16 protein-coding genes are annotated in these 14803 nt (G+C 55.4%); 6 read left to right on the top strand and 10 right to left on the bottom strand.

The genetic code is table 11. The features are described from left to right. Nucleotides 1-36 precede the first annotated feature (36 nt). On the top strand, nucleotides 37-1266 hold the full coding sequence (locus tag ACR0I1_RS02565; protein WP_480704841.1) for an acyl-CoA dehydrogenase: 1230 nt from the start codon (nucleotides 37-39) through the stop codon (nucleotides 1264-1266). A 133-nt stretch (nucleotides 1267-1399) separates the two neighbouring features. Then, nucleotides 1400-2167, top strand: a complete 768-nt coding sequence (locus ACR0I1_RS02560; RefSeq protein ID WP_480704839.1) for an SDR family oxidoreductase — start codon at nucleotides 1400-1402, stop codon at nucleotides 2165-2167. On the opposite strand, the gene ACR0I1_RS02555 is transcribed toward ACR0I1_RS02560, so the two are convergent. From ACR0I1_RS02555 to ACR0I1_RS02540, 4 genes are all read right to left on the bottom strand, one after another. Then, a complete protein-coding gene (locus tag ACR0I1_RS02555) occupies nucleotides 2164-3030 on the bottom strand; it encodes an acyl-CoA thioesterase (RefSeq protein ID WP_480704837.1) in 867 nt (288 codons plus the stop codon). The genes ACR0I1_RS02560 and ACR0I1_RS02555 overlap by 4 nt on opposite strands. Before the next feature lie 49 nt (nucleotides 3031-3079). Next, nucleotides 3080-4297, bottom strand: coding sequence for a serine hydrolase domain-containing protein (locus ACR0I1_RS02550; RefSeq protein ID WP_480704835.1), 1218 nt, complete (start codon nucleotides 4295-4297; stop codon nucleotides 3080-3082). A gap of 107 nt (nucleotides 4298-4404) precedes the next feature. Next, nucleotides 4405-5436, bottom strand: a complete 1032-nt coding sequence (locus tag ACR0I1_RS02545; protein ID WP_480704833.1) for a phosphotransferase family protein — start codon at nucleotides 5434-5436, stop codon at nucleotides 4405-4407. A gap of 27 nt (nucleotides 5437-5463) precedes the next feature. Further along, nucleotides 5464-6282: an SDR family NAD(P)-dependent oxidoreductase gene (locus ACR0I1_RS02540; protein WP_480704831.1), complete on the bottom strand. Its 819-nt coding sequence runs from the start codon at nucleotides 6280-6282 to the stop codon at nucleotides 5464-5466. Nucleotides 6283-6390: 108 nt separating this feature from the next. Between ACR0I1_RS02540 and ACR0I1_RS02535 the strand changes: the two genes are divergently transcribed. The 3 genes from ACR0I1_RS02535 to ACR0I1_RS02525 all read left to right on the top strand — a co-directional run bounded on the left by ACR0I1_RS02535 (nucleotide 6391) and on the right by ACR0I1_RS02525 (nucleotide 8720). Beyond that, nucleotides 6391-7392, top strand: coding sequence for an NADPH:quinone oxidoreductase family protein (locus tag ACR0I1_RS02535; protein WP_480704829.1), 1002 nt, complete (start codon nucleotides 6391-6393; stop codon nucleotides 7390-7392). A gap of 129 nt (nucleotides 7393-7521) precedes the next feature. Beyond that, complete coding sequence (aroQ, locus tag ACR0I1_RS02530; RefSeq protein WP_170562752.1) at nucleotides 7522-7971, top strand: type II 3-dehydroquinate dehydratase; 450 nt, start codon at nucleotides 7522-7524, stop codon at nucleotides 7969-7971. After that, on the top strand, nucleotides 7968-8720 hold the full coding sequence (locus tag ACR0I1_RS02525; protein WP_170393076.1) for an autoinducer binding domain-containing protein: 753 nt from the start codon (nucleotides 7968-7970) through the stop codon (nucleotides 8718-8720). The genes aroQ and ACR0I1_RS02525 overlap by 4 nt, the downstream gene beginning before the upstream one ends. A 363-nt stretch (nucleotides 8721-9083) precedes the next feature. Here the strand turns inward: ACR0I1_RS02525 and tsf are convergent, their stop codons facing one another. The 5 genes from tsf to ACR0I1_RS02500 all read right to left on the bottom strand — a co-directional run bounded on the left by tsf (nucleotide 9084) and on the right by ACR0I1_RS02500 (nucleotide 12889). Next, a complete protein-coding gene (tsf, locus tag ACR0I1_RS02520) occupies nucleotides 9084-9959 on the bottom strand; it encodes a translation elongation factor Ts (RefSeq protein ID WP_170509912.1) in 876 nt (291 codons plus the stop codon). Nucleotides 9960-10035: 76 nt separating this feature from the next. Next, the gene (gene rpsB, locus ACR0I1_RS02515) at nucleotides 10036-10836 is read right to left on the bottom strand and encodes a 30S ribosomal protein S2 (RefSeq protein ID WP_170405761.1); all 801 of its coding nucleotides are present in this window, start codon (nucleotides 10834-10836) and stop codon (nucleotides 10036-10038) included. Nucleotides 10837-11004: 168 nt separating this feature from the next. Continuing rightward, nucleotides 11005-11859, bottom strand: a complete 855-nt coding sequence (gene olsA / locus ACR0I1_RS02510; protein ID WP_480705724.1) for a lyso-ornithine lipid O-acyltransferase — start codon at nucleotides 11857-11859, stop codon at nucleotides 11005-11007. Then, nucleotides 11846-12601 carry an L-ornithine N(alpha)-acyltransferase gene (gene olsB / locus ACR0I1_RS02505; protein ID WP_480569703.1) on the bottom strand — a complete coding sequence of 252 codons (756 nt, stop codon included), beginning with the start codon at nucleotides 12599-12601 and terminating at the stop codon, nucleotides 11846-11848. The genes olsA and olsB overlap by 14 nt, the downstream gene beginning before the upstream one ends. Nucleotides 12602-12706: 105 nt before the next feature. After that, entirely contained in the window at nucleotides 12707-12889 is a 183-nt protein-coding gene (locus ACR0I1_RS02500) for a DUF3553 domain-containing protein (protein WP_170393080.1), read from the bottom strand. A gap of 42 nt (nucleotides 12890-12931) precedes the next feature. Here ACR0I1_RS02500 and ACR0I1_RS02495 point away from each other — a divergent pair, with 42 nt between their 5' ends. Further along, nucleotides 12932-13528 (top strand): histidine phosphotransferase family protein, encoded by a 597-nt coding sequence (locus tag ACR0I1_RS02495; protein ID WP_480704826.1) that lies wholly within the window; start codon nucleotides 12932-12934, stop codon nucleotides 13526-13528. On the opposite strand, the gene ACR0I1_RS02490 is transcribed toward ACR0I1_RS02495, so the two are convergent. Further along, the gene (locus tag ACR0I1_RS02490; protein ID WP_480704824.1) at nucleotides 13525-14787 is read right to left on the bottom strand and encodes a glutamate-5-semialdehyde dehydrogenase; all 1263 of its coding nucleotides are present in this window, start codon (nucleotides 14785-14787) and stop codon (nucleotides 13525-13527) included. The genes ACR0I1_RS02495 and ACR0I1_RS02490 overlap by 4 nt on opposite strands. Nucleotides 14788-14803: the final 16 nt, after the last annotated feature.

Genomic DNA, 14803 nt, shown 5'->3' with positions numbered 1-14803 from the left:
ATAGTTGCGCAAACCTATTCAAGTCGGAGAAGCAAAATGAACGCTCCAGATACAAAGCCTGTCCTGCGCGCAAAAGATGCGCCTGACCTTGGTCGTTTCAACTGGGACGACCCATTTCGCTTGTCGGACCAATTGGAAGAGGATGAACGCCTGATTGCCGACAGCGCGCGCGCTTACGCCCAGGAGAAATTGCAGCCGCGTGTCACCAAGGCTTTTGCAAACGAAGAAACCGATCCGGAGATCTTTCGTGAAATGGGTGAAATGGGCCTGTTGGGCACGACAGTCCCCGAAGAATATGGTGGGATCGGTGCAAGCTACGTATCTTATGGACTTGTGGCGCGGGAAGTTGAACGGGTGGATTCCGGCTATCGCTCGATGATGTCGGTGCAAAGCTCGTTGGTGATGTACCCGATTTTCGCCTATGGCAGCGAAGAACAGCGTCGCAAATATCTGCCGAAACTGGCAAGCGGCGAATGGATTGGGTGTTTTGGCCTGACAGAGCCGGATGCGGGTTCGGACCCGGCGGCGATGAAGACCCGCGCCGAGAAGATTGATGGCGGGTATCGTCTGACCGGCAGCAAGATGTGGATTTCAAACGCACCGATCGCAGATGTCTATGTGGTCTGGGCCAAGTCAGACGCGCATGACGGCAAGATTCGTGGGTTCGTGCTGGATAAAGGCACCAAGGGCCTGAGCGCACCGAAGATCGAGAACAAGCTGAGCCTGCGTACTTCGATCACAGGTGAAATTGTCATGGATGGCGTTGAGGTGGACGAGGGCGCTTTGCTTCCACATGTTCAGGGTCTCAGGGGACCGTTCGGCTGCCTGAACCGCGCACGCTATGGTATCAGCTGGGGTGCGATGGGGGCCGCGGAATGCTGCTGGCACGCAGCGCGTCAATACGGCTTGGATCGTAAACAGTTCAATCGACCACTTGCGCAGACCCAGTTGTTTCAACGCAAACTGGCAGAGATGCAGACCGAAATCTCTTTGGGACTGCAAGCAAGCTTGCGCGTCGGCCGTCTGATGGATCAGGCTGAAGCTGCGCCCGAGATGATCTCGATCATCAAACGTAACAATTGCGGCAAGGCATTGGACATTGCGCGGATGTCGCGTGACATGCACGGCGGCAACGGTATCTCACTTGAGTTCCAGGTGGTGCGTCACATGATCAATCTTGAGACAGTCAACACCTACGAGGGCACGCACGACGTTCATGCATTGATCCTGGGGCGGGCGCAAACCGGACTACAGGCATTTTACTGAGGCTGCATCTGTTATTCGCATAATCGGTATTATGTAAAATACTTAGCAAGCGAGCCACGACTATAGAACACACATTGGTCGTGGCTTGCCAATATGTTACGCTGTGTTTGAGAAGTAAGACACGAGCTATGCAATGGTTCTGATTGGGAAGACCGTCGTCATCACTGGCGCTGCAAATGGCATAGGTAAAGGTCTTGCCAAGCGGTTCTCAGAAGAAGGTGCGCATGTAGTCTGCGCCGATATCGACCTTGCCGGCGCACAGGCCGTGGCGGCGGAAATTGGCGGTGATGCACTCAGCTGTGATGTGTCCAAGGAAAGTGATATACGAAATCTGATTGAGACTGTCGAGGATACGATCGCTCCGATTGATTTATTCTGTGCCAATGCGGGAATACTCACCCTAGGTGGATTTGAAGTGCCGGATGCTGAATGGGACCGCATCTGGCAGATCAACGTTATGTCCCATGTCTGGACCGCGCGGCACCTGATCCCAAGGATGGTTGCGCGTGGTGGTGGTTATTTGATGATCACAGCTTCAGCGGCTGGATTGCTCAATCAACCCGGCGCAGCCCCTTATGGCGTAACCAAACATGCGGCTGTGGGTTTTGCTGAATGGATCGCGATGACCTATGGCGATAAAAGTCTCAGGGTTTCGGTTCTGTGTCCACAGGCCGTTCGGTCCGAGATGATACGTGGACATGAGGATTCGGTCGCCGCGATTGACGGAATAATTGAACCTGATGAGGTCGCCCAAGCCTGTGTCGAGGCGCTGGCGGATGAACGTTTCTTGATTCTTCCGCATCCACAAGTGCTTGACTATATGCGTTTAAAAACAGAAGACTACGACCGATGGTTAGGTGGAATGATGAAGCTTAATCAAAGGTTTGCTGGCAGTTCTTAGCGCAGTTTCCGTCTTCTGAGCAGGCCTTCTTGCGCGACGGATGCAACTAATTCGCCATTCTGCGAAAAGATCGAACCCCGATTGAAGCTGCGCCCCTGCCCTGTCCACGGCGATTCCATCGAATACAGATGCCAGTTTTGAAACTGCACGGGTGCATGAAACCAGATGGCATGGTCCAGACTGGCCCCATCAATTTCACCAGTGAACCAGCTCAGCCCATGGGGCCGCATTCCGGAACTGAGCAAGCTCATATCCGAGGCATAGGCCAATAGAAGATGTTGTGTGACGGTGTCCGCGTGGTTCGCTGCACCCATGCGAAACCAGACGTGGTTCTTGTCATCTGCCTTGGCGGGTGCAAACAGGTCCAGCGGATCAATTTCGCGCACTTCGATCGGGCGCTCGCGCAGCAATTCAGCTTTCAGCTTTTCGGGAACACGATCCAGGTATTTTTCGCGCAATTCGTCACGCGATGGATGGTGCTCGGGCGCTTGAACGTCCGGAATCGGATGCTGATGTTCCCATCCGTCATCCTGCTTGTGGAACGAAGCTGACATGTTCAAAATTTGCTTGCCATGCTGGATCGCAACCACGCGGCGGGTTGTAAAAGAACCTCCATCGCGCGCGCGATCCACTTGATATATAACCGGAATTGACGGATCTCCGGGCCTTATGAAATAGGCGTGCAAGGAATGGCATAAACGATCCTCGACCGTCCTGTACGCTGCCGCAAGCGCTTGCGCGATCACCTGCCCGCCAAAGATACGCGTTGGTGTCTCGCCACCAGAACCGGTCCCGCGAAACAAATCGACCTCAAGCGGTTCGATATTCAGCAGATCAAGCAATATGCGTTCGGCTTCGGTCATTCAGGGCTCTCCGGCGTCTTGGCCTTTTCCGGTATCACTCAAACACCGATCATTCAACGAGCGCCGCGTGAACAAGCGCCTTCAGTTCCGCTCGGGATGGATAAGAGCTGGATGGCGAGAGCTGTGTAAAAAACACTGTTGAAAGCGCGTTGACCGGATCGATCCAGAAATAGGTGGAGGCCATCCCGCCCCAGCCATAGTCGCCAACCGAGCTTGGGGCTCGGGTGCTCGCCGGGTTCAGTACCACCGCGCCTCCGATGCCAAAGCCTGTGCCTTCCATGGGTTGCTCTGCAAAGCTTTGTGGACCCATGGATGCAATATCGTCCGGTAAATGGTTGCGAAACATGAATTCTACAGTCTTCGGCCCGAGCAATCGCGCGCCATTTGCGGTTCCTTTGTTTCGCAACATCTCGGCGAACTTGCTGTAATCGTCGATGGTACTGATCAATCCGCCACCGCCAGAAAAGGTCGTTGCCGCCTCAAACGGGGACTCTCCGGCCCGATCCACCAACCGCAATGTTTCGCCACCCGATTTTGCGGCATTCAGCGCCATGGCATCGCCTTCGAGCGGGGTGTAGAGCGAGGCAAATCGGTCCCCTGCCCCTTCAGGCACTGAAAACGCGGTTTCACTCATCCCAAGTGGTCGAAAGATGTGTTCTGTCAGAAACACGTCCAGCGGTTTGCCTGATACAACTTCTATCACGCGGCCAATCACGTCGATACCGACCGAGTACTCCCAGCGACTGCCTGGCTGAAAAGCCAGCGGCAACCCTGCCAGCACTTTAACCCGATCCGCCAGCGGGCCTTGTTTCGGGGAAAAGATCAGATCGAGCTCATCCATGGCCATTGGCAAAAGGCCGGGATTGAACGGGTAGCTCAGCCCGCTGGTGTGCGTCAGCAATTGATGCAAGCTGGGCGTCGGCGCGTCCTCGGTCTGGTTCAACTGCGTTGCACCCGGGACCAAAGCTTGCATCGTTGCAAACTCTGGCAGGAAATCGGAAACTGGGGCATCTAGATGAAACAACCCTTGTTCCACCAACATCATCAAAGCAACGGACGTCACAGGCTTAGTCATCGAATAGATCCGAACCAGGCTGTCGCGCTGGAACGCGAGGTCGGTTTCAATGCAGCGGCGGCCACATGCGTGAAAGAATGCCTCTTGCCCGTTCTGGTGGATCAGAAGGGCGCTGCCTGCGTATTTCCTCTGCTCCACATATCGGTGCATCCAATTGTGGATGTCGGTCTGCGCGGTCGGATCAAATCCCATGAGGCAACTCCATCTTAATCAGGCCGATCTTGCCTTCGTGAGATCCGAGGCAACAGCGAATTCTGCTGATTTTTGCTGGATTTGTTGAAGGGCGCCGAGAATACTGCCTACGTTTTTTGCAGCGCAGATAATCCGTGTTGGGCGAAGACCGGCACATAGGCACCGAAAGCCTTAGCGCGTGCCGGGTCTGACGCGTTTCCATCCAAGGCCCGCTTGTAGACACCTTGCAGAATGCCGGCCATCCGAAAGAAGTTGAAAGCAAGGTAGAAGCCAAAATTCTCAATCCCCGTTAGGCCGCGGCGCGCGCAATACTCGGCGATGAAGTCCTGATCTGACGGTAGCCCAAGGCTTAACCGATCTACGCCAGCCAACCCCCGACCCTCCTTGCCCGGGGGCAGCTGCCATTGCATGATGACGGCTGCCAGGTCCGCATATGGGTGACCGATGGTCGATAGCTCCCAATCCAGCACTCCGATGCAGGCGGTGCCATGCGCCTCGAACATCAGATTGTCGATTCGGTAGTCCCCATGAACCAGTGTTCTTTGATTGTCATCCTCGGGGATCTGGCGCTCAAGATCGGCGATCAGCTGATCCATCTCTGCGATTTTTTCGGTCTCAGAGGCGCGATATTGTTTGGTCCAGCGAGCAATTTGCCGCTCGAAATAGTTGCCTGGAGGTCCGAAATCCGAAAGACCCACCGCATCGATATCGACCATGTGCAGTTCGGCCAGTACGCGGTTAATCTCTTTCAGCACACCCGTGCGCGTCGCATTGTTTTCGCCTTTCATGACAGGGTCGACAAATGTGCGTCCTTTCAGATGCCCCATCACGTAAAAGGCCGAGCCTATGACGCTGTCATCTTCACAAAGCAGATGTACTTGCGGGACGGGCACTTTGCTTCCAGCCAGCGCCGCTTGTACGCGAAATTCCCGATCCACTGCATGTGCGGATTTCAGCAATATGCCCGGCGGCTTGCGTCTCAGAACATAGGATTTGGCCGGCGTACGCAGCAGATAGGTTGGGTTCGATTGACCCACGGTGAATTTTGTAGCCTCAAGAGGGCCATGATACCCAACAAGATGCGTGTTTAGATAAGCGTCGACGGACTTGATATCCAAAGTGTTTTCAGTGTGTGTCATATATTCAGCCTGCGTATGAACCCACGGCTAAAGGGCATCGGCAAAGATATTGCCACCGGTCTGCACATTTATCCCGCCGGAGACAGGGATGACCGCGCCAGTGACATAGCTGCCTCCGCGACCGCATAGAAACAACATGCAACCAGCGATATCCTCGGCCTGGCCAACCCGGCCCAGTGGAACACCTTTGCCGACGCGCGCGCGCTTGGTTTCGTCTTCGGTGGCAAAGGCCGTCATGCGCGATACGAATGGTCCCGGGGCCAGCGCATTCACCGTTACTCTGTAGGGTGCCAATTCTTTAGCCATGATTTTGGACAGGTGAATAACCGCCGCTTTGGACGCGGAATAGCTGTAGGCCCCGTCACCCATCGGGACCTCACCCATAACCGAACCTACATTGACGACCCGCGCAGGATCCTCGTCGGTTGCGGATTTCATCAGAAGTGGCAGCAATTTTTGGGTCAGATCAAATACGCCTGCGACATTAACCGACATGACTTTGTCCCAAGCGAAATGAGGGAACTGCCCCATCGGCGCGCCCCAAGACACACCTGCATTATTCATTAATATATCAATCGCTTGAGTGCGATTTTTGATTTCATCCACCAACGCATCTACACCCGCCTCACTGCTGATGTCGCCAGCAAACCCTTCTGCCGAACCTGGCGCGTCCAGAGCGTTCAACTCTGTTGCAACCTCCTCGCATGCCTCGCCTTTGCGAGAAGCGATCAGCACATGCGCCCCGGCACGTACCAACGCCTCGGCCGCCATTCGACCGATACCGGTGGCACCCCCCGTTACCAGTGCCGTCTTTCCACTGAGCGAAAACAAAGTCTCGGGCGTCATGTGTACTCCATTCAGGCGATCTGGGATTCTGTCGTGAGGTCTTCTTGACAATACGTCCTGACAATCCAACGATTTCAAAACAGGTGAAGCAAGAGGCAATTGAAAAACATGCAGGCATTACTCAGCGTCACACCAGGCGGCCCCGAGAGTTTGGAACTGACCACCCTGCCCGATCCAACCCCTGAGTCAGATGAAATTGTATTGCGTATCCGCGCCGCCGGGGTGAACTTCCCTGATACGCTGATGATCCGGGACCTCTATCAGATAAAACCACCCCGCCCCTTTGCGCCAGGTGGTGAAATCGCCGGAGAAGTTGTCTCGGTTGGAGAAGTCGTCACAGACTTCGCGCCTGGTGATCGGGTTCTGGCGCTGACAGGGCACGGAGGGTTCGCCACGCATCTGAAGCTTAATCCAGCGACTGCCGTCAAGATACCCGACGTGATGCCGTTTGAAGATGCGGCTAGCTTTGTCTTCACCTACGGCACTTCATACCACGCCCTCAAGGACCGTGCGCTACTTAAGCCCGGCGAAAAAGTACTTGTTCTGGGGGCCGCCGGTGGCGTTGGGTCTGCGGCGATCGAGCTAGCCAAAGCGATGGGGGCACATGTGATCGCGGCGGTCTCGTCTGAAGACAAAGCATTGTTTTGCAGAGATGTTGGCGCAGACCAGACGCTGATCTATCCTCGCGATTTGGACCGCGAAGCGCAAAAGGCCCTGTCCGCCGAGATAAAGGCACTGGCCCGGGGCGAAGGTGTGGATGTGGTCTACGACGCGGTCGGCGGAGACTACGCTGAGCCCGCCTTGCGAAGTATGGCATGGGGTGGGCGTTATCTGGTTGTTGGCTTTCCTGCCGGCATCCCCAGCATTCCGCTGAACCTGACTTTGCTCAAGGGCTGTCAGATCGTCGGGGTGTTCTGGGGCGCGTCCGTATTTCGCGACCCGAAGGGGCATGCACAAAACCTGGCCGAGTTGTTCCGCCTATATGGTTCGGGAAAGATTTCACCCCGTATCAGTGCACGATTTCCGCTAACCCAGGCGGCAGAGGCAATTGGCATGCTCGAAAGGCGCGAGGCTCTCGGTAAAGTTGTGGTCACGATGGAAGATAATTGAATAGAGGATGGGATTGAGCCGATCCAGCAACCTGCATGCGTCAATGAAGCTCTACCCATAAGAGCGAAGGTCGCTGGACGACCTTTAAATTCATGTTTATGAAAAAAGGAAGATGGGGACAGTTTGAATATGCACAATATCCTGGTTCTGAATGGTCCGAACCTGAATTTGCTTGGTACACGGCAACCCGAGGTCTACGGCGCAACGACGTTGCAGATGATCGAGGACCTGTGCGTTGCGCATGGTAAAACGCTGGGTCAAAACATAACCCATCTCCAATCCAATCACGAAGGCGCGCTGATTGATGCGATCCACGCGGCACGCGGCGTTCAGGATGGCATAGTACTGAATGCAGGCGCATTCACGCATACATCGATTGCGCTGATGGATGCGATATCTTCGGCCGAAGTACCCGTGGTTGAAGTTCATTTATCTAACATCCACGCGCGCGAGGCGTTTCGTCACAAATCGCATATCGCACCAGTCGCGATTGGACAGATCTGTGGTTTTGGCGCGCAAAGCTATGTTCTTGCACTGAACGCGATTGCCGCGCATCTGGCTGAGAGGGACACAGGATGACCCTCAAAGAGTATCTGAATTTTCTGAGCTACACGAAAACTCTGGAAGAGCTTTGGGATGCACATTGCCGCCAGATGGAAAAGTATGGCTTCGACCGGTTGTTGTATGGGTATACGCAATACCGAACGGCGACTTCGCTCGGCGATCCAGAAGATTTTGTAATCCTGACCAATCACTGCTCGGATTACTTGGAAGGGTTCCTTCAATCCGGTCTGTATTTTCATGCCCCGATGCTGAAATGGGCCCTGAACAACGAAGGCGCTGCAAGTTGGAGCATGATACAGGACATGATGTCCAGCGGGGTCATGTCGAACGAAGAGCTTCGGGTTTTTGAGTTCAATAAGTCGCGTGATATTACAGTAGGTTATACGGTCAGCTTCAACTCGGTATCGATGCGTTCCAAAGGGGCGATTTCGCTTGCGGCACGTAATCACAGCCAGGAGGAGATGGACGAGGTCTGGAACGAGCACGGCGACGACATCCTTCTGATGAATAATGTTGCCCATCTCAAAATCCTGACCTTGCCATATCATGCCCCGAACCGCGCGCTGACCAAACGCCAGCGCGAAGCTTTGCAATGGGTCGGCGACGGAAAGACCACGCAGGACATCGCGCTATTGATGGGTTTGACTTCGGCAACGGTGGAAAAACACCTGAGACTCGCGCGTGAGGCGCTTTCGGTTGAAACAACTGCTCAGGCCGTATTGAAGGCCGCGTTGCAGAATCAGATGTTTGTGATGGAAGCATGACCCTATTTTGATGCTAATTAGCATCAAATTGACCTAGGGTAAGGAATACATGACTTTCCGAATCTCCCGATAAAATTGCAAATTGATATTGTTCCGTGAGTGGTGGCTTTAGCCAGGGAACGTTTTGATCGGATCTTTGTAATACCAAAGCTCTCTGATCGCTCTGACACCGAGGCGTCTATTCGTCCACGTCTCTTTGTCGGGATTATTGAGGGGCCCTTCCATCCCCATCATGCAGGGCCCCTCAATTCACCAATCTTCGCAAGCATCGGTTCACAGGCTTTTGACATGAAAAGAACCCGGCTGCGCTATGCAACCGGGCTCGGTATTTGTTGCAGCCTCTAACCGAAGCTGCAAAAGATTTTAGCCTTGGGCTGCCTTTGCAACTTCGGCAGCGAAGTCTTCTTTTTCGACCACGATGCCCTCGCCTACTTCCATGCGGACAAAACCGGTGATGGTAGCACCTGCTTCTTTGGCAGCCGCTTCGACGGTCAGATCAGGATTCACAACGAAGTCCTGGTTCAGCAGGGTCGCTTCGGCGACGAATTTCTTCATGCGACCGACGATCATCTTTTCGATCACCTGCTCGGGCTTGCCGGATTCGCGGGCGATGTCCATCTGGACCTGCTTCTCTTTCTCGACAACTTCCGGGTCCATGTCCGCCTCGGACAGGGCCGCTGGGTTCACAGCTGCAATGTGCATTGCAACCTGCTTGCCGAAGCCTTCATCACCGCCGGACAGAGCGACCAGAACGCCGATTTTGCCCATGCCGGTTGTCGCCGCGTTGTGAACGTAGGAAACGACAGTATCGCCCGACAGTTTCGACATGCGGCGGACCGACATGTTTTCACCAATGGTGGCGATCTTGTCGGTCAGAGTATCTGCAACAGACTTGCCGCCCAGATCGGCAGCCAGCAGCGCGTCGACGTCATCAACACCTTCGGCTGCGTAGGTGATCTTGCCGACCATCTCTTGGAATTCGCTGTTTTTCGCAACGAAGTCGGTTTCCGAGTTCACTTCGACTGCAACACCGTTGCCGCCGTTGACGTGAACAGCAACCAGACCTTCGGCTGCAGTACGGCCCGATTTCTTGGCCGCCTTGGCCAGGCCTTTGGTGCGCAGCCAGTCAACGGCTTCGTCCATGTTGCCGCCGGTTTCGGTCAGCGCTTTTTTTGCGTCCATCATGCCTGCGCCGGTCGAGTCGCGCAGTTCTTTTACCATTGCTGCTGTGATTGCCATCTTTTGGCTCTCCTCAATTCAAACGGAATTGGGGCAGGTCTACCCTGCCCCATATGTCATTTACGTGACGGGCAGCTTACGCTTCGGCTTTGACTTCCGGTGCGGCTTCTTCAGCGGGTGCTTCTTCGGCAACCACTTCTTCAACCGGCGCCTCTTCGAACGCACCCAGGTCAACGCCAGCAGCACCCATCTGAGCGGTCATGCCGTCCAGAGCGGCACGTGCGGCCAGATCGCAATACAGAGCGATTGCGCGCGCTGCGTCGTCGTTGCCGGGGATGATGTAGTCAACGCCATCGGGCGAGCAGTTGGTGTCGACAACAGCCACAACCGGGATACCCAGCTTGTTGGCTTCGGCGATAGCCAGTGCTTCTTTCTTGACGTCGATGACGAACAGTAGATCCGGAACGCCACCCATCTCGCGGATACCGCCCAGTGAAGCCTGCAGCTTGGCCTGGTCACGTTCCATGCCCAGACGCTCTTTCTTGGTCAGGCCTTCGGCACCCGACTCCATGGCTTCGTCGATCTGGTTCAGACGGTTGATCGACTGGGAAACGGTTTTCCAGTTGGTCAGCGTGCCGCCCAGCCAGCGGTGGTTCATGTAGTACTGAGCCGATTTTTCAGCGGCATCTGCGATCGGCTGAGCTGCCTGACGCTTGGTGCCTACGAACAGAACGCGGCCACCTTTTGCGACGGTGTCACGGACAGCCTGCAGAGCCTGATCCAGCATCGGAACGGTCTGAGTCAGGTCCATGATGTGGATGCCATTGCGCGAGCCGTAGATGAACGGGCCCATGCGGGGATTCCAACGCTGTGTCTGGTGACCAAAGTGAACGCCAGCTTCCAGCAGCTGACGCATGGTGAACTCGGGAAGAGCCATGCTTTACTTTCCTTTTCCGGTTTACGCCTCGGCGGGGGTGAAAGAAGCGGATGCTCCAACCGGCGGGCCAGATGAGGATGTCTCCCTCAAAAAGCCCAAATCCCGCCTGCGGGTTTGAATGGCGCGCGTATACGGCAGGTTTAGCATCAGTGCAAGGGCCAAATGCCCCTATTTTTCAAGCCGCGCCAGTGAATGCGCATCACGTACCGCGTCTTCGCAATGGGCTGCCAGAGCTTTGCGGTTTTCAAAGTCGCTAACCTTAGCTGGCGCGTGGTAGATCAATTCCACGGTGCCTTGTCGACGTGCCCCCAAAGTCTTAAGCAAATGCGGACCGAAATCCATGTCGCCCCACCAGCCATAAAACCTATCGGGCTGACCTTGGGGAGCGTGAAAGATGACCGAAACCGGTTGAACATACATGAATTCCCGCAGCTCTTCAGTGAAGAACGCGGCAAAGAGTGTTGTTTTAAAGGGTAAAATTCGCTGTCCGTCGGTCGAAGTGCCTTCTGGAAAGAACAACAGCTTGTGCCCGGCTTTCAGACGTTCCTCGAAAATCCGGGTCTGCTCGCGGGCTTTCTTGCGATCACGTTCGATAAAGACCGTACCCGTCGCGCGTGCCAGCCAGCCGATGCCGGGCCATTTTGCAACTTCGGCTTTCGATACGAAATACACGCGCTTACGGGCATTCAGCGCAAAGATATCCAGCCACGACGTATGGTTTGCAACCACAGCGCCGCGTTCCTGCATGAGCGCGCCAGAGGTGCGAAATCTGATCCCGAGAATTCGAAATGCATTGCGACAAACGAACTGAGAAATGAACGGTGTCACCGGCCGTTGAACGCCATAAAGCGGTCGTTCGATGAGACGTATGGCCAATAAGACGAACAGCCCCCCAAAAACCAAAAGGGCCAGCGGCAAACCGCGAAGTATCACCAGGACCCAACCTATGAAACCAAGCTCAATTGGATCAGGCGCGTCTTCACTCTGCCACGATGGGTCGCTCACAGGGTTATGCTCCACCATAAATACGCCGCTGACGCTCATTCATGCGGGCTGTGTCAAGGATCAGACACACATCGGTTGTGTTGAAGGCATGATCGATAAATGCCCCCTCGCCCACGAATCCACCGAGGCGAAGGTAGGCCTTGATGAGAGACGGCACTTGAACCATCGCCGCGCGCCGATCCAGCGCGTTGGGTGCCAAAAGGTCCATTGATTGAAATACCTCTGGCTGGGCCCGAACCCGCAAATCCAGCGGGGCAAGATGGTTGTGATGCAGCATCGACAGCGGCTGCGCCAATTTGCTCACGTCGGTTCCGTGGAAACTCGCGACCCCGAACAAGATCTCAATACCACGCTCAGTGACGTATGCAGCCAGACCATTCCACAGATGATACATCGCCGTGCCACCACGATAATCCGGATGCACGCACGAGCGTCCAAGCTCCAACAGCTTGCGCCCGCTTTGTTTCAGAACGGTGAGATCGTATTCATCCTCGGAGTAGAATTGCCCCAGTTCGGCAGCTCGCTCACCAGGAAGCAGTCGATAGACGCCGATCACCTCTCCAGATGAATCGTCGATGGCGAGCATATGATCGAAGTATGGATCGAACCGATCCTTCTCGAGCCCCGCCTCATGATCCACCATCTCGCCGCCACCGCCCAATTCCTGAACAAACACGTCATAGCGCAGACGTTGGGCCGCCCGCAGTTCAACCTCGGTATTGGCCAATTTGACAGTGAATGAGGGGCCTTCGTCTGGCATCAAGAAAATTCCATCGATCGCGGTTGCGCGCTGATAACGCGATTGCTCGGCCAAAGGCAACTCGCCCGCGTTTTGCCCGAGTTGTTAACCTTTCCTAAACCAGTTTCACGGATCAAAGACCGGCATCAGGGCTATGCGTGTCCCGTCGATCACCACTTTCCCCTGCTCGCGAAAGTTAACGGTGATCTTGCCTCCGATGTTGGACTGCACCTGTCCAACGCCCCAATCGGGGAAATCGGGGTGGCGGACAAACATGCCCGGTGCGAGAATGGCATTCAGATCTGTCATATCGGGCCTCCGGGTCCAAGGCAGATGCAGCAGGAGGTACGCATGGGCGCGTCAGACGTCAACCTGGCCGAATTGATCGGCTCTCGGATCTGTCATGATCTGATCAGCCCCATTGGGGCAATTACCAACGGGCTTGAGCTGTTGGAGATGGTTGGCGCAGTCCAAGGCCCTGAAATGGAGCTGATTTCAGGCAGCGTTGGCAGTGCAGGCGCCCGCATCCGGTTTTTCCGCGTTGCCTTTGGATCAGCAAGCGATCAGCCGTTGGGTCGCACCGAAGTGGTCGAGCTTCTTAAAGATGTGGAAAAGGCCGGGCGCCTGCGGATCAGTTGGAACCTGACCGAACCTGTCCCGCGCAATCAGGTTAAACTCGCGTTTCTGGCTGTGATGTGCTGTGAAAATGCGATGCCCTTCGGCGGCGAAGTGGAAATCGAAACTCAGGGCGACGCATGGACGGTGACTGGCGTTGCTGACAAGCTGAACCTCAATACGGGACTGTGGAAAGGGATTGGCTCGGGGCGATTTACCGAAAAACTAAGCCCGGCGCACGTTCAATTTGCCCTGCTGCCGGACACGGCCTCGACGATGGGGCGCAGGATCACGGCAGAAACGACCGCAACCCGGGTGACACTGCGGTTTTAGTGCCGAGTGGTCCCGTTTCCGCGCACCAGATACTTAAAACTGGTCAACTGAGCGGCACCGACAGGACCGCGCGCGTGCATCTTGCCGGTGGCGATACCAATCTCAGCACCCATGCCAAACTCACCGCCATCCGCGAATTGGGTCGAGGCGTTATGCATCAGGATTGCGCTGTCAAGCCGTTCGAAAAAGTGCTCGGCGGCCACGGAATCCTCGGTAATGATACAATCGGTGTGGCTTGAGCCAAACTGCCGGATATGCGCAATCGCGGCGTCGATATCTGCGACGGGCCGTGCAGCGATGATACTATCTAGGTACTCTTTGCCCCAGTCATCATCCGACGCAGGAATGGTGTTCTCATTGGCCAAAACGCCTTCGGCATGCACTTCAACACCCGCAGCTTGAAGAGCAGCGATTAGATCACGGCCCAGTGTTTCTGCAACGTCTTGATGGATCAGCAAGCATTCTGCCGCGCCACAGATACCGGTGCGCCGAGTTTTGGCATTCAACACAACATCCAGCGTCTTCTGGGGATCGGCGGCTTTATCAACATAAATATGAACGATGCCTTCGAGATGCGCAAAGACGGGCACGCGCGCCTCGCGTTGCACAAGACCCACCAATCCTTTGCCACCTCGAGGAACGATGACGTCGACATAATCAGTCATGGTCAAAAGCTCTTGCACCGCAGCCCGGTCGCGAGTCGGCACCAGTTGAATGGCGTCTTCGGGCAAGCTAGCAGCTGCTAGCCCCTCAACCAGACAGGCGTGGATCGCGGTTGACGAATGAAAGCTCTCAGACCCGCCTCGCAAGATCACGGCGTTCCCGGATTTCAGGCACAATGCACCCGCATCCGCCGTCACGTTGGGACGGCTTTCGTAGATCACGCCGATCACACCCAATGGCGTGCGCACACGCTGAATGTGGAGGCCCGAGGCCATGTCCCATTCGGCCAACACCTCACCCACAGGATCGGTCTGATCGGCGACGGTGCGCAGTCCGTCAACCATGCCCTGAACGCGTGCTTCATCCAGCATCAGGCGGTCCATCATCGCGGGGCTCAAACCCTTTTCTCGCCCGAACTCCAAATCCTTCTTGTTCGCTTCGATAATGTCGGCACGTTTGTGCCAAACGGCGTCTGCGGCTGTGATCAGCGCAGCGTGCTTGCGTTCTGCGGTGGCAAAAGCAAGCTCTTGCGAGGCTGCTTTGGCGCGCGCACCAAGGTCGGCCATCATTGCGGGAATGTTGTCGAAATCCTTCATCTCAAGCGCCTTTCGG

This window comes from Ruegeria sp. B11 (assembly GCF_056539785.1).
This window is presented reverse-complemented; position numbering and strand designations above follow the sequence as displayed.